The following is a 26235-nucleotide window of genomic DNA, read 5'->3' as shown; positions in this document are numbered from 1 at the left end:
GATGTTAAAGATAGCGTTAATTGCCCATGATCGTAAGAAAGATGAAATGGTGAACTTCGTTACAGCGTATGAACATGTATTCGAGGGTCATAAGTTATATGGAACAGGTACGACAGCACAGCGGATTATGGATGGCACCAAATTAGACGTACATCGATTTATGTCAGGTCCTCTTGGGGGAGACCAGCAAATTGGCGCACTAGTAGCTGAAAATGAGATGGATTTTATTATTTTCCTTCGAGATCCATTAATGGCTCAACCACATGAACCGGACATTATTGCTCTGCTGCGCCTGTGTGATGTTCAGGGAATTCCTTGCGCAACGAATGTAGCAACAGCAGAACTTCTTGTCAGAGCGCTTGATCGCGGTGATTTCGGTTGGAGAGAGTTAGTACATAAATATAAGCCAGGTATTGAATAAGATGAGCGAATCTCTCGATATTCTTATATTTGGCGCACATGCAGATGATGCTGAGATTGGAATGGGGGCCACCATTGCCAAACATACCAAGTCTGGGCTAAAGGTTGGACTTTGTGATTTAACCTATGCCGAAATGTCTTCAAATGGCACAGTAGAGACTAGGATCGAGGAAGCTGAACAGGCAGCTAGTATTCTGGGCGTGAAGGTTCGTACGAATCTGGGACTACCGGATCGAGGATTATTTGCCACACAGGCGAATATTGAGCGAATTACGCAAGAAATTCGTAAATTTAAGCCGAGAATCGTGTTTGCACCTTACTGGCAGGACCGGCATCCAGACCATGTGGCCTGTTCGGGGTTGGTTCAGGAAGCTGTTTTTAACGCTAAGCTTCGCAAGTATTTACCTGATTCTGAGCCTGTGAACGTGGAGCAGATGTATTTTTATTTTATAAATGACGTTTACGAAGCTGATCTTATGGTGGATGTAACCGATTGTTATGATGAAAAAATTGCAGCACTGAGCGCGTATCGCTCACAATTTATATCGGGTCAAGGTTCGGTAGCCACTCCCTTAAATCAGGGCTACATCGAACGAGTTGAAGCTCGAGACCGTTTATTTGGTCAAAAACGCTTGTTAACTTATGCAGAAGGTTTCGTTTCTAAGCTGCCCTTGGTGGTAGATCGATTCGTTTGATCGGAAAAGAGGTGCATGATGAAAGATAAACTCAAGATTGGAATTACCTGTTATCCAACTTTAGGTGGTTCAGGTGTTGTTGCTACTGAACTTGGCAAGCTGCTTGCTGAAAAAGGACACGAGGTTCATTTTATTACACACAGTATGCCTTTTCGTTTAGGTAAATTTCATAAAAATATTTTTTATCATGAAGTGGAAGTCAGTCAATATTATGTCTTTCGGTATCCGCCTTATGACCTTTCTCTCGCCAGTAAATTAGCTCAGGTCGCTAAGATGGAGGAGCTAGATTTACTACATGTTCATTATGCCATTCCTCATGCCGTATGTGCACTTCTGGCGAAACAGATGGTTGGTAGTAAGCTCAAGGTTGTCACGACACTCCATGGAACGGATATAACCGTACTTGGACAGGATCAATCGATTTCCGACTTAATTCGCTATGCTATTAATGAAAGCGATGCGGTTACAGCGGTCTCGAAAGATTTAATTAAAGAAACAAGAGAATTATTGGACATCGACCGTGATATAGATCTAACTTATAATTTCGTCGATAAACGGGTGTATTACCCGCGTGATATTACGAAGCTTAGAGGCGAGTTTGCCCGGCCGGAAGAGAAGATTCTTATTCATATTTCTAATTTCAGACCTGTTAAACGTGTGCAGGATGTTATTGATATTTTTGCAAAAGTCAGCCAGGAAATTCCGTCGCGTCTCTTGTTCGTGGGAGAAGGTCCCGATTTATCCAAAATGATTTCTAAGGTAAAGGAACTTGGCCTTTCAGATAAGGTAACGTTCTGTGGTAAACAAGATGATGTAGCGCAGGTGATTTCCCTTGCCGACGTGATGCTGCTTCCTTCGGAAAAAGAGAGCTTCGGTCTAGTCGCCCTAGAAGCGATGGCCTGTGGGGTGCCAACGGTCGGCTCTAATGCCGGCGGGATTCCCGAGCTCATTACGCACGGTGAAACTGGCTATTTAGCAGATGTTGGGGATACTGATAAAATGGCCGAACATGTCGTAAACTTGCTTAGTAATCAAGTATTGTACGAACAAGTGGCACAAAATTGCTTAACTCGTGCTCGGCATACATTTTGTAATGACATAACTACGGTTCAATATGAGGAAATTTATTATCGTGTGCTGGGAAGAGAGCTTCCAGAATCTCATCGCATTACAGCTTCGTCCTGTCAATAAGAGGATGTTAGCAGGTTAGGAGTAACATGTCGGATGTTGTTAATTTAAAAGTAATAGATCGTGGAGCTTCCTTAGTTCTCTCTAAGCTTACAGAAGCAGGGTATGAGGCGTATCTTGTAGGTGGCTGTGTTCGTGACGCTGTGCTTGGTCGACCGATTAAGGACATCGACATTGCGACGTCTGCATTGCCGGAGCAGGTGATGTCCTGCTTCCCGCGGACGGCGCCGACAGGGCTGCAGCACGGCACCGTAACCGTGATCCTGTCACAGGGGACCTATGAGGTGACGACGTTCCGAAAGGAAACGGAGTATGAGGGCTTCCGCCGCCCGACATCCGTCGAATACATTTCGGATTTGACAGAAGATTTGAAGCGGCGCGATTTTACAATGAACGCTATGGCGATGGACGCGGCGGGCGTTGTATTGGATCCTTTTGCAGGGCAAAAGGATCTTGTGGACGGGGTGCTGCGCTGCGTAGGGGCTGCAGAGGAGCGATTCGGCGAAGATGCGCTGCGCATGCTTCGCTGTGTTCGTTTTGCCTCGACCTACGGTCTGGAAGTCGAGTCGAGTACGTGGCAAGCGCTGCTTGCGCAAGCCCCGCTGCTGCGCCACATCGCAATGGAGCGCGTGCGCAGCGAGCTGCAGCGCATGATTGAAGGCCCAGCCCCAGCGCGGGCTGTACGGTTGTTGCTGGCGAGCCGCCTCACGGCGCACCTCAAAAAGCAGCTGCCGCTGCCTTTTGAGCGCTGGCTCGCATGGGATGACGCGCTGGACGCTGTCAGCGCGCTGGAAGGGCAGCATGACCGCTGGGCCATGCTGCTGATGCTTCTGGAGATGCCGGCGGACACGGTCCGCACGGCGCTCCAGGAGCTGACCTTCTCCCGCGCCGATTGCGAAGCGGTCGTGGCAGTGTTGGCCCTGCGTGAGGCTGTGGCCGCGCAGCTAACGAGCGGCGCTTCGCAGGACGCGGCAATGGTACAGGACCCGGCTCCGCTGGAGCGGGTCTGGAAGCTTGGCGCGGTGCGCAGCAGTGAAGCCGCTGCCCGCGCTCTGCTGCGGCTGCTGAGCGCGCTGCCGCAATGCTCTGAGCAGCGCGGCGAGCTCGCGCGCTTCCTGCAAACAACCGCGCCGGAGCTGCTGCGCCGCGGGGATGTTTGGCTGAAGGAGGTTCCCTGCTTCAGCCTGAAGGAACTCGCCATATCCGGCACGGATTTGGCGGAAGAGCTTGGCCGGCAGCCGGGCCCATGGATGGGCAAACTGCTGCAGCAGCTGCTTGAACGAACCGCGCTCGGCGAAATCTTGAACGAGCGAGAATCACTTTTACTTGCCGCGCGTGCTGCTAAGTAGCAGCGCAGCGCGGTTTTTTTATATTTTGAATGATGATATTATGGGAATAATTCTTAATGCTGTAAGCTGTACAACAAGTCAGGTTACTTCTGGTAGTCTCTGAGATAATAGGGGGCAAATAAGCGTGTTGTTGTTGTAGAATGTACAACAATTACTGCCTAGATCTCGCTTTTGTCTCTTCGATGTTGCATTATGTACAACAATTGGGCCCTAAAAAGGTCATTTCTCAACAAAAGGGTTAAAAATGTTGTACGATCTGCAACTTCAATTTGCAAAGTAGCCAAAGGGAGGATGAATTGTTGTAGTAATTACAACATTCTGTATCCACAATAGCCTATCTACCTTCAGAATGTTGCTGAATAACTCTAAAATCGAATTTTGGAGTTAATCTTACCGGTTGTGAGGAGGCATTTTCTCCGAAAAGTTGCACGAACTACAACAACCGCAGCATTATAAGATGAATCGACGTCAAAATAAATTCCCGATAGATCGTGAGTGAAATCGTATGAACAAACGTATATTAGAGCTGTTCCAAGAATTCCCGGAAGCTTACGTTTCCGGCGAGGAAATCAGCCGACGTCTTAACGTTAGCCGTACCGCGATCTGGAAGCATATCGAAGAGCTTCGATCGGCAGGTTATGAATTTGAAGCTGCGCCTCGTAAAGGGTATCGATTGTTGAGCAAGCCTAATTCATGGCAAGTGAATGAACTGTTGAGCGGATTGAGGACCAAGGTTCTTGGTCAGAAAATCCATGTTTACGGGGAAGTCGAATCTACACAAACCATTGCACACGCTCTCATTGCATCAGGTGCTCCTGAAGGAACGATTGTGCTGGCAGAGGCACAGACAGCGGGGAGAGGTCGAATGGGGCGTACGTGGCATTCTCCGGCCGGTAAAGGGATCTGGATGAGTCTCGTATTAAAGCCGCGCATTCCTGTCTATTTTATGCCTCAATTAACGCTGCTTAGTGCGGTGGCGCTATGTCGCTCCATTCAGAAAGTTTGTCAGGTAGACATCGGCATTAAGTGGCCTAATGATCTTCTAATTAAAGGCAAGAAGGTAAGCGGCATCTTACTTGAAAGCAGTGGGGAAGATGAACGGCTCAAGTATGTGATTGCAGGGATTGGTATCAGTGTGAATTTGAAGAGGGAGGATTATCCTGAGGAATTGAGGGATATTGCGACCTCTCTCGCGATTGAATCGGGGGCTGACATCCCAAGAGAAAGTTTGGTACAAGCTTTTCTTTTAGAGTTTGAAGATCTCTATGCGCTATATATGGAGAAAGGCTTCGCTCCAATCCGCTTGCTGTGGGAGGCTCTTAGTGTAACTTTGAAGCGTCCAATCCGCACGCATACACCTTCTGGTGTCATTGAAGGTATCGCTGATTCGTTGGACGATTCCGGTGCTTTAACGGTAATAACGCAAGCTGGAGAGAAAATAAAGATCTATTCCGGAGATATTGAACTGAAGTAAAGGTATCAAATGGAAGCAACATTTGGTATAATAGCAAGACAAGGCGGTATCCTTAAAGGAACTGCACTTGCAGCTTGACGGTGGTAGTTTATTTACAAAGGAATAGGACTTGAAACAAGATGTTGGATTCTGCTCTGAGCCTTATGGGACCGAGACAGAGGGATCATTGGATTCTTTCTGCATGCGATCCTTTTAGCTCTTAGCTAAAAGGTTTTTTATTTTATATGAGGAAGCTGGGATAACAATGGAACACCGTAAGCCGCTTACGACAGCTAAGATGAGAAAAATGAAGCAAGATGGCGTTCCCATTACGATGGTAACTGCTTATGATTATCCCTCAGCCCGCTTGGCGGAAGAGGCAGGCATTGATGTTATCCTTGTAGGAGATTCTCTAGGGAATGTCGTACTAGGCTACGATTCAACCCTGCCGGTCACATTGGATGATATGGTTTACCAGACGCGAGCCGCGGTGCGTGGAGCTTCGAATACGTTCATTGTAGCGGATATGCCTTTCTTGACTTACCATGGAAGCTTGGACTCTACATTTCGTGGTGTTGCCCGATTAATGCAAGAGGGTGGAGCAAAGGCGGTTAAGCTGGAAGGCGGAGTTGAGATTGCGGCAACCGTCAAAGCGATCACGGAGGCTGGTGTGCCGGTCGTCGGACATCTGGGTTTAACTCCGCAATCTGTTCATCAACTTGGTGGATTCCGCGTACAAGGACGAAGTTCTGAACAAGCGGAAAAATTGCTCAGTGATGCTAAAGCACTTGAGGAAGCGGGAGCTTTCGCGGTGGTCTTAGAACTGGTAACTGATGAACTGGCCGAATGGATAACGAAGCAGCTATCGATTCCTACGATTGGAATTGGTTCTGGGGTTCATTGCGATGGCCAGGTGCTTGTTTATCATGATCTTCTCCAGTATGGTTCTGACAGTGCTGCCAGAAAGTTCGTAAAAGCATACGCGAATATAGGGGAAACTATTCGTGCAGGCATAGGGGAATATGTGAAAGAAGTGAAAGCACGGGCATTCCCTGCGCCAGAGCATACGTTTCATATGGACAACGATGTTGTTGAATACTTGTATGGCGATAAGGAGAAGTGAGAGGCATGGAAGCGATCCAGACAATGGAAGTGATTCATTCAATTGCTGATTTGCGTTCTCGCATAAGAGACTATCGACGCAAGAACGACCAATCTGTTGGGTTTGTACCCACAATGGGCTATTTACACGAAGGTCATGCTAGTTTGCTACGGAAAGCACGTGCTCAAAGTGGACTTGTCGTGCTAAGTATATTTGTTAATCCGCTTCAGTTCGGTCCAGGTGAGGATTTCGAGCGATACCCGCGCAATACGGAGCGGGACTTGCAATTAGCCGAAGCCGCGGGCGTTGACCTAGTGTTCATGCCATCTGTAAGCGAAATGTATCCATCACCGACGCGCACTACAGTCAGTGTGACTGGTCTTACCTCCAGACTGTGCGGAGCATCGCGCCCTGGACACTTTGACGGGGTCGCAACTGTCGTTAGCAAGTTGTTTCATATTGTGCAGCCTGATCAAGCCTTTTTTGGCCTTAAGGATGCCCAGCAGGTTGCTGTCATTGAGCAAATGGTGCGAGATCTCAATCTGGGCATCGAGATTGTTCCCTGTCCTATCTTGCGTGAAGCAGACGGGCTGGCCATGAGCTCGCGCAATGTGTATCTTTCTGAAGAAGAGCATAAGCAAGCTTTAGTTCTGTCTCAATCCTTACAAAAAGCAAAGTCATTTGTGGAATCACATTCAACTTTCACACCCCAGGAGCTTGAAGCCTTGGTCAGCCAACATATCGCTACTTCACCTTTAGCCGTCATTGACTATGTAGAGGTACTAGCTTATCCGACATTAGAACCCTTTGAAAATAGCCATCATACCGATTCTATGATAATTGCTTTGGCTGTCAAATTCGGCAAAACGCGTTTGATCGATAATTTAATTTTACAAGTAGGGAAGTGACTTCCATGTTTCGAACCATGATGAAAGCTAAAATCCACCGGGCAACTGTTACGGAAGCCAATTTGAATTATATCGGAAGCATTACGATTGATGAGGATTTGATCGATTTAGTTGGTATGCTGCCGAATGAGAAAGTGCAAATTGTGAACAACAATAATGGTGCACGTCTCGAAACTTATATTATTCCTGGGCCGCGCGGCACAGGTGTGATTTGTTTAAATGGGGCGGCAGCTAGGTTAGTTCAAACTGGTGATACGGTTATTATTATTTCTTATGCGATGATGACCGATGAAGAAGCGAAGAAACATCAACCGACGATTGCCATTATGGGTGAAAATAATAAAGTTGCGCAGCTTCTCAAAGAAGAAGAGCATTCCACCATCTTTTAAGAGGGATCACTTCCATGCATGAAATCGGCGCTGTTTACAAAGAATGAGGATAAGCTTTCGAAGCAAAGGTGGGATGCCAAATGTTTAAGCATTTATTTTCCACAATGAACGAGGTTTTGGAAGAAATCCAAAAAGAATATCCGAATAGTGACGTGGAAAAAAAGGCTGAGCTCGACGAACAATTGCAGGTGTTGAAAACGATGAGTGATGAGTTCATCGAGGCGTGGCTGCTTTTTGAGGAGAAGTTGGGAAAGTTTTATGGGGCCGTACCGATGAGTACCCAAACCCTTCATGATGAGCTGATGGATCTAGATGTGACTGGGAAGCAGACGGATGAATTCATGCGGGGCCAGGGATTTTACAAGCTTTATATGTACGATCAAGCGATCAAAGAATTCGAAGTTCTGATTCAAAGACAGCCAGATTTCTTGCTAGCCCGGGTGTATTTAGCGATGGGTCATTTGCGCAAAGGGGAGTTTGGAGAAGCGTACCAACACTTCAAGTTCCTTCTGCCCTTGACCGACAATACCAAGATGAAGGCCATTTCCTACAACGCAATGGGCTGCATTCAAGTGCAAAATCAGAATATGGAAAAAGCCTTTGAATATTTTCAAAAAGCTTATCACACCGATCCTTCTTGCATGGAGCCGCTGATCAATTTGGACGAATCCTAAAACGGAAGCGGCTAACTGGGTATTCCCTTTTCCTAATAAGATTTGGTATGCTAGGAGAAGTGCAGGACGAAAGGATTGAAGATACACGTCATGAAATTTGCAGTTTTGGATTTTGAAACGACAGGAAGTCAGCCTGCAGATGAAATTATTCAGGTTGGACTCGTCATTATAGATCAATTTCAAATTACTCACAGGTATACTTCTCTGGTCAAACCAGGGATAAGTATACCTTCTTCGATTACAACACTTACAGGGATAACGGAAGACATGGTTGCGGATGCTCCCCCACTTGACCAAGTCATGGCGGATATGTTTCCGCTATTGTTTGATTGTGTGCTTGTGGCGCACCATGCGGCTTTTGATTTATCCTTTTTGCAAAAAGGACTAACGAAAACAGGATACCCGCCTTTCTCAGGACGTGTGCTGGATACGATGGATTTGCTGCGTATCTTATTTCCATCAATTTCGAGTCTTCAGCTTAGCATGGTGGCTGGATTGTTCGGTATTGATCATGAAAGGCCACACCAAGCGGATAGCGATGCAGAAGTAACGGCAGCCATATGGATTATTTGTATGGAACGCTTGCTAAGGCTGCCGCTTCTTACAGTTCAACGCTTGCAGCATATTTTCGAAAATGGCAACAGCGATTTGGGTTGGTTCCTCGATGAAATATGTGTATACAAAGAGTCTATAACCAGTGTGGATATGGATACGAATCGATATTTCCGTCAATTTACACTTAATGTCACCGATTGGGGCGATGAGGAAGATACGCGCAGCGACGCCGATGCGGATGGTTTAGGTTCTTCCTTTACGGAGTTTCATCAAGGTTTGAAAACAGCCTTACGTGAAAAATTCGAGATCTTTGAAGACCGTGAATCCCAAGAGCAGATGATCCGGGAAGTTGAAAAGTCACTAAGGGCTGATCAGCATTTGATGATTGAAGCGGGAACAGGGACAGGGAAATCGCTAGGGTATTTAATACCATCCATTTATTATGGCATCAAGTATGAGAAGAAAGTGATTGTCTCTACGCACACGATTAACTTACAAGAACAGCTCCGTGAGCGGGACATTCCTCTCTTGAAGGAGATTTTCCCTATCCCTTTCAAAGCTGCTGTACTTAAAGGCAGAAGTCATTACTTATGCCTGCGTAAATTCGAGACAAAGCTAACAACAAGTGATTACGAGAATGGCAAGGAAGATCCGATCACGGCAGCGCAGATGGTTGTATGGCTTAGTGAGACGGAGCATGGAGATGAAGAGGAGCTGCATTTTGGCAATAAGGGTGCGCAGTTCTGGTATTCGGTTGCAAGTGACACTGATTCTTGTTTGAATCGCATGTGCCCTTGGTACAAGAAATGCTTCTATCATCGCGCTCGTAATGATGCCAATACGGCCGATGTAATTATTACGAACCATTCCCTCCTTTTCACGGATATGAAGGCTGAGAACCGCCTTCTACCGGCTTACAAGCACCTTGTCATTGATGAGGCGCATCACTTTGAAGAAGTGGCCAGTAAGCATCTTGGAATTGAGCTGCATTCTTCCGCATTTTATCATTCGTTGCTATGGCTATATAAAGATAATCGAAGTGGCCAATTACCGATGTTGCGGTTTCGATTGCAGAAATCGGATGAGCAGCAGGAACGCGCGGCCGCTTGGAGTCAAACTATCGATGGGCTCTTTCCCAAAATCGTGCAAATCAAAGAGGATTGGGATCGGCTTAGTGAAGCGCTCTATGAGCTGTTATCTTCTAGGAGCGATCCTTCGCAATCGGAAAACTCACAATACGTACTGCGGATGAAGCCCGAAACGCTTCCACCCGAATGGCGAGAGCTTTTGATCATGGAAGACAATATTTATTTGAATGCGAATGATTTACTGCGCACGCTTGATAAATTGTTAAATGAAGTGAAGGACATGCAGGAAGTTTTTGGAGTCCAAGGTTTAGTCACTGATTTGAATGGCACGGTAAAGGAGCTATACAACCATCGAGATGCCCTGCACTTTTTTATGAAAATGGCTGATGAGGGTTATGTGTATTGGATGGAAGCGGGTACCTATGCCAAATCGAAGTCACTGCAGCTCGTATCGGTGCCTACGGATGTAAGTGGTTTGCTGCAGCAGCATTTCTTTGAGACCAAAGACAGTATTATCCTGACCTCCGCGACGTTGTCTGTTAATAAATCTTTTCAATATTCAGCGGATCAATTAGGGTTAGTTATCCCTGAGGATGAAGAATCGGGCAAGCTGAAAACTGTTCAATTGCCATCTCCTTTTAATTATAGAGAACAAGCTCTCGTCGTCATTCCGCGGAACTTCCCAACAATCAAAGGTGCCGGTGATCCTATTTTTATCAACGCACTTATTGAGTCGCTCAGTGATGTTGCGCGAATTACCAAAGGACGAATGTTGATTTTGTGCACTTCGAATCGTATGCTTAAGCAAATTTATGCCGGCATGAAGGATCTCTTGAAGCCACATGGAATTACCGTGCTCGGGCAGGGGGTCGACAGCGGTAATCGGAGTAAACTGACCCGGATGTTCCAAGATAACAAAATGTGTGTCCTTCTGGGCACCAGCTCGTTCTGGGAGGGTGTCGATATTCCAGGAGATGCGTTAAGTTGTCTTGCTATTATAAGATTGCCGTTTCAACCGCCAAATCACCCTCTTGTTGAGGCTAAGTGTGAAAATATTAAGAAGCGCAACGAGAATCCATTTATGAAATTTTCTGTGCCGCAGGCTGTCATTCGATTTAAGCAGGGCTTTGGCCGACTTGTTAGACGTGCATCCGATAAAGGCATCGTTATCATCTATGATACTCGTGTCATTGATACGTATTATGGCAAGCACTTCCTTTATTCATTGCCTGGTCCGAAGATTGAGCATATGACGACCGAGCAAATGTTACCTAGGATTGAAGAGTGGATGGGGGAGGCATAGCGTTGAAAACACAAAAAATATCGGAAGCCGTCGTTCGGAGGCTGCCCATTTATTTACGCTTTCTGAATGAACTTGCAATGAAAAATGTCTCGACGGTATCTTCGCAGGATTTGGGTCAAAAGCTCGATCTGAATCCGGCACAGATTCGCAAGGATTTGGCTTATTTCGGGGAATTTGGCAAAAAGGGAATCGGCTACGACATTGCTTACTTGATTGAGAAGATTAGACAGATCCTGAAGCTGGATCGACATATTCAAGTTGCTCTTGTTGGAGCGGGTAACCTAGGCCGCGCTTTATGCAATTATAATACTTACTTACGGAATGATATGAAGATTGTCGCCGTTTTTGATGCAATGCCAAGCAAGGCAGGGGAGTCGATTAACAATTTAGTTGTTCAACCGATGCATGAGATGAAGAAGGTTCTATCTGAATTAGGCGTTCGTATCGGCATCATTACCGTTCCTGCGAACGAAGCTCAAAATGTAGCCAATCAATTCGTAGACTGCGGGATCGAAGCGATATTGAATTTTGCTCCGGTCATTATTAAAGTTCCTCCTGAGGTGCGTGTACATCATGCGGATTTTACAACAGAATTGCAAAGTTTAGCTTATTATTTGGATTAGAAAGCCACATCCAGCTTTCAAGCTTTCGTGACAGTAGATGGGCTATAGGTTTAAGATGTTCAATTGCGAATAGGGATTAAAGAACAATTGTGGATTCATATAAAAAAAGGAGCTAAGCACATACAAGCCGCTTAGCTCCTTTTTCATTCGAATTTTTAAACAATTGGATCTGTCCCACACATCTATAATGTTACTCTTGAGACAGCCTATTTATTTTTAGAATATGAGTCTGAACAGCACGAAGTAAATCGAGAATGCGAGCGCGATGCTGATTGGAATCGTAATAATCCAAGTGATTAACATGCGGCCAACCGTGCCCCATTGAACTTCATGGAAGCGCATGACACTGCCTGTCCCGATAATCGCGGAGGAAATAACATGCGTCGTTGATAATGGTTTACCCAAGTGTGTAGAGAATTGAATAACGAGTGATGACGTTAAGTCCGATGCAAAGCCATTAATCGGCTCGATTTTAACAATCTTACCAGAAACGGTTTTAATAATTCGCCATCCACCGATGGATGTTCCAAGTCCCATTGCTAAAGCGGCAGCAATTTTCACCCACAGCGGCACTTCCAAATCTGTTTGAACACCAGCTGCGACTAAACCAAACACGATAATGCCCATTGCTTTTTGTGCGTCGTTTCCACCGTGGGAGTATGAGAGTAATCCCGCAGATAAAATTTGCAAGGTACGGAACACGCGATTTAGCTTTGATCTTGATGTATTCCCCGACCATATTACAATGTACTTGATTAAGATCATAATTAGGTAACCAAGGGCGAAAGCGATAATAGGCGATAAAAGCAAAATGATAATAATTTGGGTAAAACCACCCCAATTCACCGCATGAACCCCAGCACCAGCAATGACAGCTCCAGCTAGAGAACCAAGGAGTGTATGAGAAGAAGATGAGGGAATGGACAGATACCATGTCAACAAGTTCCAGATAATAGCTGCAAGTAAGGCAGCGATGACGATTTCAACCCCGTTTTCAATTTTGGCAGGATTGGCTATGCTTCCTCCAACGGTTTTGGCAACCTTAGAGGAAACCATGGCTCCGACAAAGTTGAGTGTGGCAGCCATAATGATGGCAACACGCGGGCTCAAGGCACGCGTGGAAATGGAAGTTGCAATAGCATTAGCTGTATCGTGAAATCCATTAATGAAATCAAAAAGTAAGGCAAGCACAACGATGACGATTAAATAAGTTAACATGATTTCCTCCTAAGAGTTTTCCATTTGGAAAACTATCTTCGTACACATAAGACACGATTGTGCCTTATGAATAGCGAAGTACAACGCTATCAAGGATATTGGCTACATCTTCACAAGCATCTGTTGTTTCTTCCAAACGCTCATAAATTTCTTTTAATTTAAAATCTTCGTAGAGGTCTTTACGTGTGATGAAAATTTGGCGAATTCCTTCGCGCATCAAACGGTCTCCGTCATTCTCGAGGGAATTAATAGCAACCGTATGCTCAGGAATTTGCATGTATTTTTTCTTCGCTAGAAGCTTGAACGCATCCAGCATATGCTGGCAAGAGTCTACAATGACAGCCGAAAACTCTTTCATATAAGAATCTGTATGGGATACAGAAAGATAGTCGAAACGAGCAATTGTAGCTTCAATACCATCTGTTACGTCATCCACTTTGGAGGCTAGAACCATAATATCTTCACGATCAATCGGAGTAATAAATACTTTGTTTAAACCTTTGAAAATTTCGTGAGTAATGGAATCGCCTGCATGCTCTAAATCGTTGATGGCTTTTACATACTCAATCGGCGGTTTATCACCCATCATAGCTGTGCGAAATAGTTGAGCAGTTTGCAATGCGTTCTCTGCAGCACGGATGAGAAGTTGTAAGAAATCAACTTCATTCTTTTTCGTGAATAACGTTGTCATATAATCCTCCTATATTTTACTATATGTACTAAGTTTTGATCGAATATATAAGATAAACAGACCAAATGGTTGAAAAAACTCACAAAGTTAAAAGTATCATAACAATTGCTTCGAAAGCAACGAAAATTCCGTGACATTTAACAATTTCTTAACATCTCTTAGCTTCCTTGATTTTACAAGCCCGAAGATGTAAAGTTTAAAAAGCAATGTCATTAATAGAATGAGCATAGAGAGGGTTTTTTAGTATGAAAAAAACATTAATTATGAACGGTATTTTTATCTCAAATAATGAAGCGAAATCGTCCATCAAAGGCTGTATGGTTATAGAGGGCAGCCAAATTACATACATCGGTGAGGCAATACCTGAACCTCGGGAAAATTATGACGAAGTGATTGACGGCACGAACAAGCTTTATATGCCTGGTCTTGTGAATACGCATGGTCACGCAGCGATGTCGCTTTTACGCGGATACGGAGACGATCTTGCTCTCCAAATTTGGTTAGAAGAGAAAATGTGGCCGATGGAAGCCAAATTCAGCGCCCAAGATGTGAAATGGGGGACGCAGTTATCTATTCTAGAAATGATTAAAGGCGGTACGACGACTTTTGTAGATATGTATGACCATATGAACGAAGTTGCTAAGTCCGTTGAAGAGTCAGGTATGCGCGGTATTCTGACCCGAGGAATTATTGGTCTTTGTCCACCGGAAGTACAAGATGCTAAATTGAAAGAAGCTACCGATTTCGCAAAAAACTGGCATGGCGGTGCGAATGGAAGAATCACAACCATGATGTCTCCACATGCACCCTATACATGTCCACCTGACTTTATAGAGCGGATTGTTCAAGTGGCCCATGATTTAAACCTGCCCATTCATACCCATATGTCGGAGACAAGCCGTGAAGTCCAAGGAAATGTTGATCAATACGGTTTGAGACCCGTTGCACATTTAGAAAAGCATGGCGTATTCAGCAGACCGACGCTCATCGCGCATGGTGTTCATCTGACAGATGAAGAAATCAGTATAATTAAGCAGTATGATGTTCGTATTTCCCATAACCCAGGAAGCAATCTGAAGCTTGCGAGCGGTGTTGCCCGAGTTCCTGAACTTCTTCGTGCAGGCGTGAAGGTTTCGCTTGGAACGGACGGAGCGGCTTCCAATAATAACTTGGATATGTTCGAAGAAATGAGACTTGCCGCGCTGATTCACAAAGGTGTTTCTGGCGATCCTCTAGCTGTGCCTGCTGCAGAAGCGCTTCTAATGGGAACAAAAATGGGTGCAGAATCAGTATGGTTAGACAATGTAGGCCTCCTTCAGGCGGGCATGAAAGCAGACTTTATCGCACTGGATATTGACCAACCTCATTTCCTTCCGAAAACGGACTTCGTGTCACATATTATTTACTCCGCATGTGCAAAAGATGTAGTTGATGTGTGTGTAGACGGAAATTGGATTGTCCGCAAGGGTGAATGTTTAACACTTGATGAAGAAAAAATTAAGCGTGAGTTTGAACAATGCTTTGATAAGCTCATTGGCTAAGTGATTTCCTTGTAAGTTCGTCTGGGGAGGTGAGCTTGCGTTCATGAATGCAAAGCGAACAAGGATCATAACGTTCGGTGTATTTATTATTTTGACACTAGGTGTAGTGCTTAGCCGCTTTTACTTAAATGTTCAGAATGAGCACTGGGACAATAAGCGCAAAGCGGTAGAAACAGCATATGAGAAAAGTATTATGACGAAAGCCACCAAGGTGGATTTCTTCTATGGAGATGAGCCACTTCAAATCGTTTATGGTGAAGATAAGTTGGGTCAAGGCGTCATTGTTTGGGTTTCTGACAAAGGTATACATGCTGAGATGACAGCTGAAGCGTTCACCGAGACGCAAGTTCGAGAAACTATGTTTAAAAAAGCTCCAGAGATTGAAATAGAACGTGTTCTGCCAGGTAAGCTTGGTAACGATTATGTCTGGGAAGTCTTTTATAAAAAGAAAGAAAACAGCGCTACACGTTATTTCTATGATTATTACAAATTCAAAGATGGACTCTATATGGACACGTATCGGCTCAGCCTGCATTAGGCTGAGTTTTGTTGTTTCCACTCATTTCATAAGGTTATTGTATATATAGCGTGATATACTCATCGTATAGCAATCGAGGCAACAAAATACGAAATAGAAAGGGGGACGTTGACTGATGAAGCTACGTCTCTTACCTGTCGTCATGAGTGTTATTATCTCTGCTGGAGTGTTATTCGGTGGTTGGTTCGCTTACACAAGTTTAGCTATGGAGAATCCATTATCTGATATCATTAGCAAAGTTCCCGGTGTGACAAGCTCAACGATGAAATTAGATAACAACCAAGTTGACATACAAGTAAGTCTAAACCCAGACGCCAATTTAAGAAATGTTGTCGAACGTATTCATACAGACGGTGCATCCATTATCGGTAAACGTACTGTAAATATAGATGTGAAGAGCCCCCCTTCCGAGAAACTGGATCAGTGGTGGTCTAAAGCATTATTTGATGTAGCACAAGCGATGGAGACGAAGCATTATGCAGATATTCCAACAACCCTGCAGAAATATGCTGAGGGAGTTCCAACTATGAAAGTAGACAGCGAAATGGATCAAAATTATGTATATATTCGTTTGACAGATGGTGATGCCACCAAATTCATCATGCTACCTAGAACTTCCCAGATAGGAGTGTGGCCGAATGAGTAAAATATATAAAGAAATTGGGATTGGATTTATACCGGTTCTCTTGATTTTTTTAGTTTTTCTAGGTGTGAATGTAATACCTATCTTGTTTGTTAGTGTATTGGGTGTTTCCTTGTTTTATATGATTAAAGGCCGCGGCGGTGCCGGGATATCTGCTGGCGGCGGTGATCGTAAAAGTAAAAATCGCACGCCCTCGTATTTGACGTTCGATGAGATCGGTGGACAAGATCGTGCTAAGAAAGAATTGATGGAAGCTCTTGATTTTCTGATCAAGCATGAAGAAATTAAGAAATTAGGGATTCGTCCACTCAAAGGGATTCTGCTTACTGGTCCTCCAGGAACAGGGAAAACGTTAATGGCAAAAGCGGCCGCGCATTATACGAATTCTGTTTATATGGCTGCTTCAGGAAGTGAATTTGTTGAAATGTACGTCGGTGTCGGTGCAAGCCGTGTGCGTGACCTTTTTAAAGAAGCTCGAACACGTGCTGTTAAAGAAGGCAAAGACAATGCGATTATTTTTATTGATGAGATTGATGTTATCGGTGGTAAACGTGATGGAGGTCAACATCGAGAGTACGATCAGACGCTGAACCAGCTATTAACTGAAATGGATGGTATTCATACGAATGATGCTCCCCGTATTTTGATCATTGCAGCAACAAACCGCAAAGAAATTCTCGACAGTGCTTTATTGCGTCCTGGACGTTTTGACCGACATATTGAAGTGGACTTACCGGATAAAAAAGGCCGTCTATCCATTCTTGATATTCATGTGAAAAACAAACCGCTAGCTCAAGGCGTTTCATTGGATATGATCGCTGATCAAACCTTTGGTTTCTCTGGGGCACAGCTAGAAGGCGTTCTGAATGAGGCAGCCATTTATGCGATGCGTGAAGATAAATTGGCTATCGAACAGCACCATCTTGCTTCTGCGATTGATAAAGTAATGATGGGGGAAAGAACGGATAAAGAAACGGCGCAAGAGGAAAAAGAACGGGTTGCGTATCACGAATTAGGTCACGCGATAATTGCTGAAATTGTTCGCCCTGGCTCTGTTTCTCAGGTTACCGTTAGTCCTCGGGGGAAAGCGTTGGGATATGTGCGTCATAATCCGCCGAAAGATCATTATTTGTACACCAAGGATTATATTGAACAGCAAATCATGATTGCTCTCGGCGGCGCCGCGGCTGAAGAAATCTTCTATGGTGGACGCAGTACAGGTTCGCGTAACGATTTCGAGCAGTCACTTTCCATGGTTCGTAATATGATGGATTCTGGACTTACTTCCCTCGGTATCATTGACCGTGATATGGTGACGAAGGATCAGCTCATGAAAGAGAATACGATCATCCTTGATGCGCTGATGATTCGCACAAAGGAGCTTTTAGAGCAGCAGCGTAGTGTATTCGAACATTCCTTTGCGATTTTGATGAAAGAAGAAGTTCTTTCAGGTGACACGTTCCGCAATCTGTTCGATGCTTCTGTTTCGAAGAGTGCATAAGTTGACCGTTGGCCTTGTGGCCAGCGGTTTTTCTTATGCCCACAAACTAGCTGTGGATAAGTTGAGGTCGGCTATAATAAAAGCTGCTCAAAGGAAGTTAAAGAAGGTAGAATACTTACGATCATCAGGGTTCTATACATAATTTGATCACATCCCAACCCTACATGCCTGAAATGTGTCAAAGCTGAGATAATCTCGCGAATGTTTTGTGTATACTAATGAAATTGGAGAACAAAAATTGTATGATATGATTGAGTTTTCAAGATGAGGTTGAATTGAGAATTCATTGAGAATGCGAATAATAAGTAGTTGGTAATGAACGCAGCGTGGGAGAAGGAGAAACTTGTTATGGTATTCAAAACAATAGGTGTAATCGGTGGGGGAACGATGGGACAGGGGATTACAGAAATGCTCGCTGCCCGTGGTTTGGAGGTATTACTCGTTGAAAAAACAACAGATAAGCTCGATCGAGCTATGGAACAGATTGCGGTCAGCTTAGATAAGCAAATAGAACGTTGGTCATTGACAGATACGGAGAAGAAGCTGATTTTAGCTAAAATCAGAAAAGCCGATTCGCTGGAAGACATGGCTGCTTGTGATATGGTCATAGAGACAATTTCGGAAGACTTGAATGCTAAAAAGCATGTATTTTTTCAACTGAATCAAATTTGTTCGCCAGCCATAATTTTAGCAACGAATACATCCACCCTTAGCGTGACTGAGATCGCCGCGGTCACCACGAATCCCGAACGTGTGATTGGACTTCATTTTTTACATCCCGTGGCGAAAATTAACCTCGTCGAAATTATTCGAGCGATGAAAACGTCAGACGAAACCTTCAATCGAACACGCCTTTTCGTGGACGAACTCCTTTTAAAGAAAAGTATTAAAGTCATGGAATCGCCTGGCTTCATTACAACGAGGCTTATTTGCACATTGATTAATGAGGCGCTGCACACGCTGTCCGAAGGTGTGGCTTCCGCTGAGGATATCGATAACGCTATGCGGATCGGCTATGATTTCAAATATGGTCCTCTGGAGATGTGTGACCGATTTGGATTAGATTCGGTACATGCAGCCCTAGAAGGTATGTTCCGCGATTATGGGGACATGAAGTACCGTCCGTCCTTCCTATTGAAACAAATGGTACGAGCGGGGCACCTAGGAGTCAAAACAGGAGAAGGCTTTTTCCGTTATGATAAGGACGGTGACCGCTTGTGAATATTCTCGTTATAAATGCAGGGAGCTCATCGCTTAAATACCAACTCTTCCAAATGGAAAATGAATCCGTTCTCGCCAAAGGCAAGGTAGAGCGAATCGGGATGGAAACCGCGATATTGACACACGAGCCGACGGGGAAAGCGGAAGTTCATGAGGTTAGGGAAATTCTCGAGCATACGACAGCTATTCGCAAGGTGCTGGAGCTGCTGGTGCACCCTGAACATGGCGTGCTGGCGTCAACGTCGGAAATCGACGCTGTCGGCCACCGAGTCGTTCACGGTGGCGAATCCTTCAAGAGCTCCGTCCTCGTTAATGACGAGGTGAAGAAGGAGATCAAGCGGCTCTTCGATTTGGCGCCGCTCCACAATCCGGCGCATATGCTCGGCATCTCAGCGGTGGAGGCGAACATGCCCGGCGTGCCGCAGGCCGTCGTCTTCGACACCGCCTACCATCAGTCGATGCCGGCGCACGCCTACCTATACCCGGTGCCGATGGCGCTGTACCGGAAGCACAAGGTGCGCCGCTATGGCTTCCACGGCACCTCGCACAACTACGTGAGCGAGCGTGCCGCAGCCTTCCTAGGCCGCCCGCTGGAGCAGCTGAAGCTCGTTACCTGTCACATCGGTAACGGAGCTTCCTGCGCCGCCGTGATGGGCGGCAAGTCCGTGGATACGAGCATGGGAATGACCCCGCTCGAAGGGCTGATGATGGGCACGCGCAGCGGCGATCTCGATCCGGCCATCGTGCCCTATGCGATGAGCAAGGAGGATTTGACGCTGGGCGAGATCAGCTCCATGCTGAATAAGCACAGCGGGCTGCAGGCGATCTCGGGAATCTCCAGCGATATGCGGGAGATTGTCGAAGCACTTGAGGCGGGTGATAAGAACGCCGCGCTTGCTTTTGAGATGTATGAGTATCGGCTCCGCAAATACATTGGTTCCTACGCCGCGGCGATGAATGGCATCGATGCGATTGTTTTTACAGCTGGTGTCGGAGAAAATTCCGAGCTGCTCCGTCAAAAGGTGTGCGAACGGCTGACATTCCTCGGTGTGGAATTCGATGAAGAAGCGAACCGCAAGGGGAGAGGTCTGGAGAGGCGGATTACGAAGCAAGGATCCAAAGTGGAAGTACTTGTGATCCCAACCAATGAGGAGTGGGTGATCGCTCGAGATACATTTGGACTCGTTCAGTCACAAACCATCTGATTTTTTGAATGGCCATGATAGAGGTTTTCTAATGGAAATAGTGTACAATAAAGAAGTGTTCAATAGGCTCGAGGTATCGGCATTTATTGAATAAAATGATGAAGTCTAGATTTTCACGAAAACTTTAAGGAGGTTCTAAAGCAGAATGAAAAGTACGATAAGCGAAGTTAAACATCATGTCGGCGAGTCGGTTACCATTGGCTGTTGGCTAAACAAGAAACGCTCAAGTGGTAAAATTCAGTTTTTACAACTAAGAGACGGTTCCGGATATATACAAGGTGTCGTAGTCAAAAGTGACGTAGGAGAAGACGTCTGGGAGGCTGCGTCTAAGCTAACGCAAGAAAGCTCTCTTTACATAACTGGTAAAGTGAAAGAGGATACGAGGAGTAAAGGCGGCTATGAGCTTGATGTCCTAGGCATTGAAATCATCCAAGTGACGGAAGAATATCCGATAACTCCGAAAGAACATGGCGTTGATTTCTTGATGGATAACCGCCACTTGTGGATTCGGAGTCCACGTCAGCGTGCGGTGCTCGTGATTCGCGCTCAGATTATTCAGGCCGTTCAGCAATTTTTCAATGAGCGTGGCTTCCATTTGGTCGATCCTCCGATTCTAACCCCTTCCTCATGTGAAGGAACAACGAATTTGTTTCATACCAAATACTTTGATGAGGATGCCTTCCTTACACAAAGCGGACAGCTATATATGGAAGCAGCCGCAATGGCACTTGGCCGTGTGTACTCTTTCGGTCCAACATTCCGTGCAGAGAAGTCCAAAACACGCAGACATCTTATCGAGTTCTGGATGATTGAACCGGAAATGGCTTTTGTCGATCATGTCGAGAACCTGGAAGTACAGGAGCAATTCGTTTCTTATATCGTTCAAACCGTACTCAAAAATTGCGGAACAGAGCTGGAAACCTTAGAAAGAGACACAACGAAGTTGGAGAAAATTCAAGGCAGCTTCCCGCGAATTACGTATGATGAGGCCGTAGACTATTTACAAAAGAACGGTCATGAATTCGAATGGGGCGAGGATTTCGGCGCTCCGCATGAAACAGCGATTGCTGCTCAATATGAAACACCGGTTTTCATTACGCATTGGCCGACAGAAATTAAAGCTTTCTATATGAAGCCTGATCCTAGCCGTCCGGAAGTCGTGCTTTGTGCTGATATGATTGCGCCTGAGGGGTATGGAGAAATCATTGGAGGCAGTCAAAGGATTGATGATCCTGAGCTAATGGAGCAACGTTTCCAGGAGCATGAGTTATCGAAAGAAGCCTATCAATGGTACCTTGATCTTCGGAAATATGGCACCGTGCCGCATTCTGGTTTCGGACTTGGGTTGGAACGTACGGTTGCTTGGATTTGTGGTTTGGATCATGTGCGCGAAACGATTCCATTTCCTCGTCTCTTATACCGTCTGTACCCGTAAACGGGTTTATCGACCATGGGTAGAAAGGGGATCGGATGAGTAATGCAACCTAGTACACAACAGCAGATAGAAGCCGTCCTTGTGGCCGGTTTTCTGGAAGGGAATGTCGGAGTCCCAAGCCTTCTTCTCAAAAATTACCGCGCCCTTCAGTTGACCGAAATTGAAGTCATGACACTGATTCATTTGATATCATTTCTGGAAAAGGAAAAGAACGACTTTCCAACCACGGATGAGATTCAATTCCGCATGTCAGCTTCACCAGATCTGGTCATTGCCAGTCTGCAGAAATTGATACATGAGCAGTTCATCGCAATTGATGAGGATACAGCAGAAATAACGGGGATACGCAGTGAGCGTTACAATCTTACGCCGTTATACCAAAAATTAGCCAAACGTGTGGCTGAGCAGCAGATGGCAGAGTTAAGCATGATCCGCGCATCCATCCCGTCTGACGAGAGTGCTAAAAATATTTATTCAACATTTGAAAAAGAATTTGCACGTCCGTTAACGCCTATGGAACTGGAAACAATCAGCGGTTGGTTGGATAAGGATATGTACAAAGAAGAGCTTATTATGACGGCTCTCAAAGAAGCTGTATTTGCAGGTAAAGTGCATTTCCGTTATATTGATCGGATATTACTGGAATGGAGCCGCAATCGAGTTGCGACTGTGGACCAAGCCAAGGAATATTCACAACGGTTTCGACAATCTAGATAGTAAGGAAAACGTCCTAATCTTCTCACAGTTCTCAACTGGAGAAAATGGGACGTTTTTTCATTGGGGCTGCCAGTTTTTGTAATGCTTATTAGCTAGACTATATAAGAGTGTGTTCAAACCATAGGTTAAGAGATAGACAGGAAATGAGTAGATAAGCTGCCACCCATAATATTGAAACACCGAAAAGGTGACAGCAAGAGCTTCAAAGCCAACTGACGCAACCGACCAAACCAGGATATGTATAAACTGAAAAGGAGCACGAATTGGATACTTGTCATAAAAATACGCATAAAAATAACCAACTAGAGGAAAAGGAATCGTGTAAAGCAGAAAATCGTACAAATCATAACTCGCGGTATCCATAATATCATACACATTATAAGGGTAAGAGGAAGACAAGATATTATCGACAGCTCGTCCCAAATAGGAGTTGAAAATCATCATGAGCAGTGCGATGGGAAGCGGAATTCGCTTAGGCAGCATGCAATATAGAAGGATCAATGCAATCATAATGATCGTAGCAAAGCCTTCGTTTGCGTCAAAAGTAATCGGTGGAATTAAGATCATACAGGTTGTTTGTCCCTACCTTTCAACCATCGAAGTACGTACATGAGTCCCATAGTAGAAACGATAAAAGTAAGCCACACAACAAACGACCACCAAAATTTCCAGTGTACGATATATACATAACCGGCAAGCTCCATAACAATAGGCATACTTGCTAAAATAAGGGTATAAATAATAGTCAGAATCGTGCGCAGCCCCTTTTGATGCAATTTTAAATAAAAATGCAGAAACCAAATCATGGACATAGGAAATAGTAATAGATAATAGAACATGGTATCCCAAAATATTTGGTAGGTGCGATAAGGCACAATCAGGTGTAAATTCGTTACTACAATTTCAGAAAAATCTTCACCGAACAATGAGACCCAAAACCAATAGACTAGGACTTCGAAGAGATTCATGTTTTTTTTAACATATACATAAGAGATGAATAGAAGTAGAAATAAACTTGTATTAATGACTGAGAACATAGGCGTATTTGTATTCCTTTGCAAACGGATTTAACATGTAAACGTAGTTTTACCCATCTTGAGTGTTTCTATGAGACAAAAAAAAGTCAGAGCCTCGCCCATTTGGGCAAGGACCTGACTTTTTATTCATATACAGCTATTCATTGCCTTTATGCAGCAAGTGCGAGCGGTAAACATATTCGAAAAGGAACTCGAACGCTTCGAGATGGCGCTTAGCTTCAAAAGCATTTGCTCCCCAGGCATAAATGCCATGCTTACGCAGCACGATACCAGGAATTCGCGGAATAATCGCTCCTTCTACCAGCTCAGCGATGCGAGGGATTTCAGCATAATTGGGTAAAATGGGAATTTCGATTTGAGCTTCTTCATCCCAAATATTGAACGCCTTAATAAGCTCAACACCGTCTACAGGTATGCTTTTACGTTCCCAATACAGCTCAGAGATCAAATTATTGAATATCGTATGTACATGAAAAATGGCGCCTGCACCTGTTAAGCGGTAGATTTCGCTATGAATCAAGGTTTCTGCCGATGGCTTCAGGCTAGTAGCCTCCGTCGGTTGACCTTTCTCATTCACGAGTAGAAAATCCTCAGGTGTTTGCACGGATTTATCTCTACCGCTTGATGTGATAGCAAATGTGAATGCGTCAGGCTCGAAGCCGCCCACACGAACAGACAAATTGCCGCTTGTTGCAGGAAACCATCCTCTGGCCGCCAAGTTTGCTTTAATATCGCGCAAATCAGCGAATGCACGCTGTTTGTCTTCCAGTAAAATACTCATACTACAGGTTCAGCCTCCAATTGCTTCATAATATCAAAGAAAGTATCGAATGGGTGATACGGATAGTCAAGCTGCTTACACATATCGATGAGATGAGAACGAGCAAAGATCGTATCGACCAGTTTAGCGCCCTCGAAATCCGTTATACTATCACCGATGATAATTCGCTCATATCGATTAGCGTCATAAGAGCGAATAATACTTGTTTTGCACATCCCACAGTCTGTTGTACAATGCTCGTCACATCGATTTGGCCACAAAATCTCAATCGTGTTTCCTTCAAATGTGCTGGCATTGCAGTAAATATGCTCACTTGGGATTGCAAAAGGCTTCAGCAGTGGATAGATAAAAAAATCAATGCCGCCGCTCGTAATTAAAAGCTTGATATTCTGTTCTTTGCAATAATTTACGAATTCTTTGAATCCATCACGAATCACAGCGTTATTGATCGCATATTCGACAATCTCATCCTTACGGGAAGTAGGGAGGAGGGCGAACATTTCACCAACACCTTGACGTATCGAGATGCTTTTATCTAAAATTCGTTCCACGATGGCTTCCCAACCAGCTGGGTTGAAATGCTTCATGATGGCAACGATGTTGTCATTCACCGTAATAGTACCGTCAAAGTCGCAAAAAATAATGCGTTCCTTACTCATTCTCTGATCCCCCAAGTGTCAATAGCTGATTGTAACTCTGGATGTGTTCGGGCGTAGTCTTGAAGTGTAATTCCTTGCATAGTTGCATCAATCGCCTGACGGAAGGCTTGCCCACCCGCAATCGTTCCAAGTGGATGTCCATGGATGCCGCCACCTGCATTAACGATGACATCCTTGCCAAAATCACGCAGAATAAGCGGGACAAGACCAGGGTGAATGCCTGCCGAAGGGACAGGAAAGCTTGAAGCTAATTTCAATTGTACATGGGAAGGAGCGTTATAGGTGTAATCTTTTCGTAAATCTTCTGTTAGAAGCGCATGCTTAATCGCCATATTCTCTTCCCTAGGCATAACGACAGAGCCATAAGGAGAAGGGAACAGCACTAAATCTGCTCCAGCCAAACGCATAAGCTTGCCAAGCAGCACAGAAGCGGATATCCCATAGTGCGGTGACGGATAAGTAGTTCCAGCCATGGCTGGATGAGCCATGATCGGAATCGTTATCTCCGGGTCGGAGCTTAATTCATACAGCGTATCGAAACCGTAAGCTAATACATTAAATAGTAAAGCGTTAGCTCCAGCACCGATTGCTTTCTTGGCTTGAGCAGCAAGCTTGGATGTTGGTCCTGTTAAATTGACAGCATAGAGCAGCTTTTGACCTGTTTCTTTGGTAGCTTGTGCAGCTGCTTCCTGGCAAATCTCGATTCGTTTTTCCAATGGTGTTAATGGATTTTCAAAAAGAATCTCATCGTCTTTAATGAGATCCACACCGCCAGCTGCTTGCAAATAAAATTGTTCGCGTAGTGCTGGAAGCTCATACCCAACTACCGATTTAAAGATGCTCATTAATAAAGGGCGATCATGCACACCAAGGAGATCTCGCACACCTTGCATACCAAATTTGGGACCGGTGAAGGCAGATAAGAAGTCAGATGAGAAAGATAAGTCAATTAGCTTTATTTTCCCGTCCATCGACAGTTTACCGAATACGGTGACTAACAAGGCAGGGATGTCCCTGCTGAAGTTCACATCTGGATATGCGATTGTGATATCGGCATAGCGGTTTGAAATAGGTTCTCCCTGAGCGGGTTCATGGACTTCAACCGAAATCACTTTCCCTAAATGCTTCTCCATTTGCGCTTTTTGCGCTTCCGGCAGCTCGGTCCAGCTGCCAACCGTAAGGCCGACAGCGATGCTTGTTGCTTTTTTATGAAAATCGGCTTTCTCGTCGAAACTCCGATAGGTGGCTAGACAATATGCGTTCATCGTAAACATTCACCTGCTTTAGATAGAATTAGACCT

Annotated in this window: 26 protein-coding genes; 19 read left to right on the top strand and 7 right to left on the bottom strand. The window is 44.9% G+C overall.

What is annotated here, in order from left to right; translation table 11 throughout:
* Position 1 precedes the first annotated feature (1 nt).
* The 11 genes from ASG85_RS36165 (at position 2) to ASG85_RS36115 (ending at position 11747) form a co-directional block, all read left to right on the top strand.
* Positions 2–421: a methylglyoxal synthase gene (locus tag ASG85_RS36165; RefSeq protein ID WP_057301781.1), complete on the top strand. Its 420-nt coding sequence runs from the start codon at positions 2–4 to the stop codon at positions 419–421.
* 1 nt (position 422) lies between these two features.
* Entirely contained in the window at positions 423–1115 is a 693-nt protein-coding gene (gene bshB1, locus ASG85_RS36160) for a bacillithiol biosynthesis deacetylase BshB1 (RefSeq protein WP_057301780.1), read from the top strand.
* Positions 1116–1133: 18 nt separating this feature from the next.
* Positions 1134–2306, top strand: coding sequence for an N-acetyl-alpha-D-glucosaminyl L-malate synthase BshA (gene bshA, locus ASG85_RS36155; RefSeq protein ID WP_060649461.1), 1173 nt, complete (start codon positions 1134–1136; stop codon positions 2304–2306).
* 26 nt (positions 2307–2332) lie between these two features.
* Positions 2333–3652: a CCA tRNA nucleotidyltransferase gene (locus ASG85_RS36150; protein WP_060649460.1), complete on the top strand. Its 1320-nt coding sequence runs from the start codon at positions 2333–2335 to the stop codon at positions 3650–3652.
* A 505-nt stretch (positions 3653–4157) separates the two neighbouring features.
* Positions 4158–5126 carry a biotin--[acetyl-CoA-carboxylase] ligase gene (locus tag ASG85_RS36145; protein WP_060649459.1) on the top strand — a complete coding sequence of 323 codons (969 nt, stop codon included), beginning with the start codon at positions 4158–4160 and terminating at the stop codon, positions 5124–5126.
* 244 nt (positions 5127–5370) lie between these two features.
* Positions 5371–6228, top strand: a complete 858-nt coding sequence (gene panB, locus ASG85_RS36140; protein WP_060649458.1) for a 3-methyl-2-oxobutanoate hydroxymethyltransferase — start codon at positions 5371–5373, stop codon at positions 6226–6228.
* Between the two features lie 23 nt (positions 6229–6251).
* Complete coding sequence (panC, locus tag ASG85_RS36135) at positions 6252–7115, top strand: pantoate--beta-alanine ligase (RefSeq protein ID WP_060649501.1); 864 nt, start codon at positions 6252–6254, stop codon at positions 7113–7115.
* A gap of 5 nt (positions 7116–7120) precedes the next feature.
* On the top strand, positions 7121–7504 hold the full coding sequence (gene panD / locus ASG85_RS36130) for an aspartate 1-decarboxylase (RefSeq protein WP_060649457.1): 384 nt from the start codon (positions 7121–7123) through the stop codon (positions 7502–7504).
* 80 nt (positions 7505–7584) lie between these two features.
* Complete coding sequence (locus ASG85_RS36125; RefSeq protein WP_057301774.1) at positions 7585–8178, top strand: tetratricopeptide repeat protein; 594 nt, start codon at positions 7585–7587, stop codon at positions 8176–8178.
* A 90-nt stretch (positions 8179–8268) separates the two neighbouring features.
* Positions 8269–11124 carry an ATP-dependent DNA helicase DinG gene (dinG, locus tag ASG85_RS36120; protein WP_060649456.1) on the top strand — a complete coding sequence of 952 codons (2856 nt, stop codon included), beginning with the start codon at positions 8269–8271 and terminating at the stop codon, positions 11122–11124.
* A gap of 2 nt (positions 11125–11126) precedes the next feature.
* Entirely contained in the window at positions 11127–11747 is a 621-nt protein-coding gene (locus ASG85_RS36115) for a redox-sensing transcriptional repressor Rex (RefSeq protein ID WP_057301772.1), read from the top strand.
* 216 nt (positions 11748–11963) lie between these two features.
* On the opposite strand, the gene ASG85_RS36110 is transcribed toward ASG85_RS36115, so the two are convergent.
* Both ASG85_RS36110 and ASG85_RS36105 read right to left on the bottom strand, forming a co-directional pair.
* Entirely contained in the window at positions 11964–12965 is a 1002-nt protein-coding gene (locus ASG85_RS36110; protein ID WP_057301771.1) for an inorganic phosphate transporter, read from the bottom strand.
* A 64-nt stretch (positions 12966–13029) separates the two neighbouring features.
* Positions 13030–13656 carry a DUF47 domain-containing protein gene (locus ASG85_RS36105; RefSeq protein ID WP_057301770.1) on the bottom strand — a complete coding sequence of 209 codons (627 nt, stop codon included), beginning with the start codon at positions 13654–13656 and terminating at the stop codon, positions 13030–13032.
* 245 nt (positions 13657–13901) lie between these two features.
* On the opposite strand from ASG85_RS36105, the gene ASG85_RS36100 reads away from it, so the two are divergent.
* The 8 genes from ASG85_RS36100 (at position 13902) to ASG85_RS36065 (ending at position 22457) form a co-directional block, all read left to right on the top strand.
* Positions 13902–15197 (top strand): amidohydrolase, encoded by a 1296-nt coding sequence (locus ASG85_RS36100; protein WP_060649455.1) that lies wholly within the window; start codon positions 13902–13904, stop codon positions 15195–15197.
* Between the two features lie 43 nt (positions 15198–15240).
* Positions 15241–15735 (top strand): DUF5590 domain-containing protein, encoded by a 495-nt coding sequence (locus tag ASG85_RS36095; protein ID WP_060649454.1) that lies wholly within the window; start codon positions 15241–15243, stop codon positions 15733–15735.
* 115 nt (positions 15736–15850) lie between these two features.
* Positions 15851–16381, top strand: a complete 531-nt coding sequence (locus ASG85_RS36090; RefSeq protein WP_060649453.1) for a hypothetical protein — start codon at positions 15851–15853, stop codon at positions 16379–16381.
* Entirely contained in the window at positions 16374–17879 is a 1506-nt protein-coding gene (locus ASG85_RS36085; protein WP_057301766.1) for an AAA family ATPase, read from the top strand. Before ASG85_RS36090 ends, ASG85_RS36085 begins: the two co-directional genes overlap by 8 nt.
* 348 nt (positions 17880–18227) lie before the next feature.
* Positions 18228–19100, top strand: a complete 873-nt coding sequence (locus ASG85_RS36080) for a 3-hydroxyacyl-CoA dehydrogenase family protein (RefSeq protein ID WP_060649452.1) — start codon at positions 18228–18230, stop codon at positions 19098–19100.
* On the top strand, positions 19097–20305 hold the full coding sequence (locus tag ASG85_RS36075) for an acetate/propionate family kinase (protein ID WP_060649451.1): 1209 nt from the start codon (positions 19097–19099) through the stop codon (positions 20303–20305). The genes ASG85_RS36080 and ASG85_RS36075 overlap by 4 nt, the downstream gene beginning before the upstream one ends.
* A 145-nt stretch (positions 20306–20450) precedes the next feature.
* Complete coding sequence (asnS, locus tag ASG85_RS36070; protein WP_060649450.1) at positions 20451–21740, top strand: asparagine--tRNA ligase; 1290 nt, start codon at positions 20451–20453, stop codon at positions 21738–21740.
* A gap of 42 nt (positions 21741–21782) precedes the next feature.
* Entirely contained in the window at positions 21783–22457 is a 675-nt protein-coding gene (locus tag ASG85_RS36065; RefSeq protein WP_060649449.1) for a DnaD domain-containing protein, read from the top strand.
* A 57-nt stretch (positions 22458–22514) separates the two neighbouring features.
* Here the strand turns inward: ASG85_RS36065 and ASG85_RS36060 are convergent, their stop codons facing one another.
* From ASG85_RS36060 to ASG85_RS36040, 5 genes are all read right to left on the bottom strand, one after another.
* Positions 22515–23024, bottom strand: coding sequence for a hypothetical protein (locus ASG85_RS36060; RefSeq protein WP_060649448.1), 510 nt, complete (start codon positions 23022–23024; stop codon positions 22515–22517).
* The gene (locus tag ASG85_RS38690; protein WP_162257311.1) at positions 23021–23425 is read right to left on the bottom strand and encodes a hypothetical protein; all 405 of its coding nucleotides are present in this window, start codon (positions 23423–23425) and stop codon (positions 23021–23023) included. Before ASG85_RS38690 ends, ASG85_RS36060 begins: the two co-directional genes overlap by 4 nt.
* 205 nt (positions 23426–23630) lie before the next feature.
* Positions 23631–24275, bottom strand: coding sequence for a methylthioribulose 1-phosphate dehydratase (gene mtnB / locus ASG85_RS36050; protein WP_060649446.1), 645 nt, complete (start codon positions 24273–24275; stop codon positions 23631–23633).
* Entirely contained in the window at positions 24272–24934 is a 663-nt protein-coding gene (locus ASG85_RS36045; protein WP_060649445.1) for a 2-hydroxy-3-keto-5-methylthiopentenyl-1-phosphate phosphatase, read from the bottom strand. Before ASG85_RS36045 ends, mtnB begins: the two co-directional genes overlap by 4 nt.
* Positions 24931–26199: a 2,3-diketo-5-methylthiopentyl-1-phosphate enolase gene (locus ASG85_RS36040; protein ID WP_060649444.1), complete on the bottom strand. Its 1269-nt coding sequence runs from the start codon at positions 26197–26199 to the stop codon at positions 24931–24933. Before ASG85_RS36040 ends, ASG85_RS36045 begins: the two co-directional genes overlap by 4 nt.
* Between the last annotated feature and the right edge of the window lie 36 nt (positions 26200–26235).

It is taken from the genome of Paenibacillus sp. Soil724D2 (genome assembly GCF_001427935.1).
GTDB lineage: Bacteria > Bacillota > Bacilli > Paenibacillales > NBRC-103111 > Paenibacillus_E.
Note: the sequence above shows the minus strand (reverse complement) of the source record. Positions and strands in the feature narration are given on the sequence as shown.

What these genes read in the sequence shown, in the direction of transcription:
- ASG85_RS36165 (WP_057301781.1), top strand. Translation starts at nt 2, where the DNA reads ATGTTAAAGATAGCGTTAATTGCCCATGATCGTAAGAAAGATGAAATG.
- bshB1 (WP_057301780.1), top strand. Translation starts at nt 423, where the DNA reads ATGAGCGAATCTCTCGATATTCTTATATTTGGCGCACATGCAGATGAT.
- bshA (WP_060649461.1), top strand. Translation starts at nt 1,134, where the DNA reads ATGAAAGATAAACTCAAGATTGGAATTACCTGTTATCCAACTTTAGGT.
- ASG85_RS36150 (WP_060649460.1), top strand. Translation starts at nt 2,333, where the DNA reads ATGTCGGATGTTGTTAATTTAAAAGTAATAGATCGTGGAGCTTCCTTA.
- ASG85_RS36145 (WP_060649459.1), top strand. Translation starts at nt 4,158, where the DNA reads ATGAACAAACGTATATTAGAGCTGTTCCAAGAATTCCCGGAAGCTTAC.
- panB (WP_060649458.1), top strand. Translation starts at nt 5,371, where the DNA reads ATGGAACACCGTAAGCCGCTTACGACAGCTAAGATGAGAAAAATGAAG.
- panC (WP_060649501.1), top strand. Translation starts at nt 6,252, where the DNA reads ATGGAAGTGATTCATTCAATTGCTGATTTGCGTTCTCGCATAAGAGAC.
- panD (WP_060649457.1), top strand. Translation starts at nt 7,121, where the DNA reads ATGTTTCGAACCATGATGAAAGCTAAAATCCACCGGGCAACTGTTACG.
- ASG85_RS36125 (WP_057301774.1), top strand. Translation starts at nt 7,585, where the DNA reads ATGTTTAAGCATTTATTTTCCACAATGAACGAGGTTTTGGAAGAAATC.
- dinG (WP_060649456.1), top strand. Translation starts at nt 8,269, where the DNA reads ATGAAATTTGCAGTTTTGGATTTTGAAACGACAGGAAGTCAGCCTGCA.
- ASG85_RS36110 (WP_057301771.1), bottom strand. Translation starts at nt 12,965, where the DNA reads ATGTTAACTTATTTAATCGTCATCGTTGTGCTTGCCTTACTTTTTGAT.
- ASG85_RS36105 (WP_057301770.1), bottom strand. Translation starts at nt 13,656, where the DNA reads ATGACAACGTTATTCACGAAAAAGAATGAAGTTGATTTCTTACAACTT.
- ASG85_RS36100 (WP_060649455.1), top strand. Translation starts at nt 13,902, where the DNA reads ATGAAAAAAACATTAATTATGAACGGTATTTTTATCTCAAATAATGAA.
- ASG85_RS36095 (WP_060649454.1), top strand. Translation starts at nt 15,241, where the DNA reads ATGAATGCAAAGCGAACAAGGATCATAACGTTCGGTGTATTTATTATT.
- ASG85_RS36090 (WP_060649453.1), top strand. Translation starts at nt 15,851, where the DNA reads ATGAAGCTACGTCTCTTACCTGTCGTCATGAGTGTTATTATCTCTGCT.
- ASG85_RS36085 (WP_057301766.1), top strand. Translation starts at nt 16,374, where the DNA reads ATGAGTAAAATATATAAAGAAATTGGGATTGGATTTATACCGGTTCTC.
- ASG85_RS36080 (WP_060649452.1), top strand. Translation starts at nt 18,228, where the DNA reads ATGGTATTCAAAACAATAGGTGTAATCGGTGGGGGAACGATGGGACAG.
- asnS (WP_060649450.1), top strand. Translation starts at nt 20,451, where the DNA reads ATGAAAAGTACGATAAGCGAAGTTAAACATCATGTCGGCGAGTCGGTT.
- ASG85_RS36065 (WP_060649449.1), top strand. Translation starts at nt 21,783, where the DNA reads ATGCAACCTAGTACACAACAGCAGATAGAAGCCGTCCTTGTGGCCGGT.
- ASG85_RS36060 (WP_060649448.1), bottom strand. Translation starts at nt 23,024, where the DNA reads ATGATCTTAATTCCACCGATTACTTTTGACGCAAACGAAGGCTTTGCT.
- ASG85_RS38690 (WP_162257311.1), bottom strand. Translation starts at nt 23,425, where the DNA reads ATGAATCTCTTCGAAGTCCTAGTCTATTGGTTTTGGGTCTCATTGTTC.
- mtnB (WP_060649446.1), bottom strand. Translation starts at nt 24,275, where the DNA reads ATGAGTATTTTACTGGAAGACAAACAGCGTGCATTCGCTGATTTGCGC.
- ASG85_RS36045 (WP_060649445.1), bottom strand. Translation starts at nt 24,934, where the DNA reads ATGAGTAAGGAACGCATTATTTTTTGCGACTTTGACGGTACTATTACG.
- ASG85_RS36040 (WP_060649444.1), bottom strand. Translation starts at nt 26,199, where the DNA reads ATGAACGCATATTGTCTAGCCACCTATCGGAGTTTCGACGAGAAAGCC.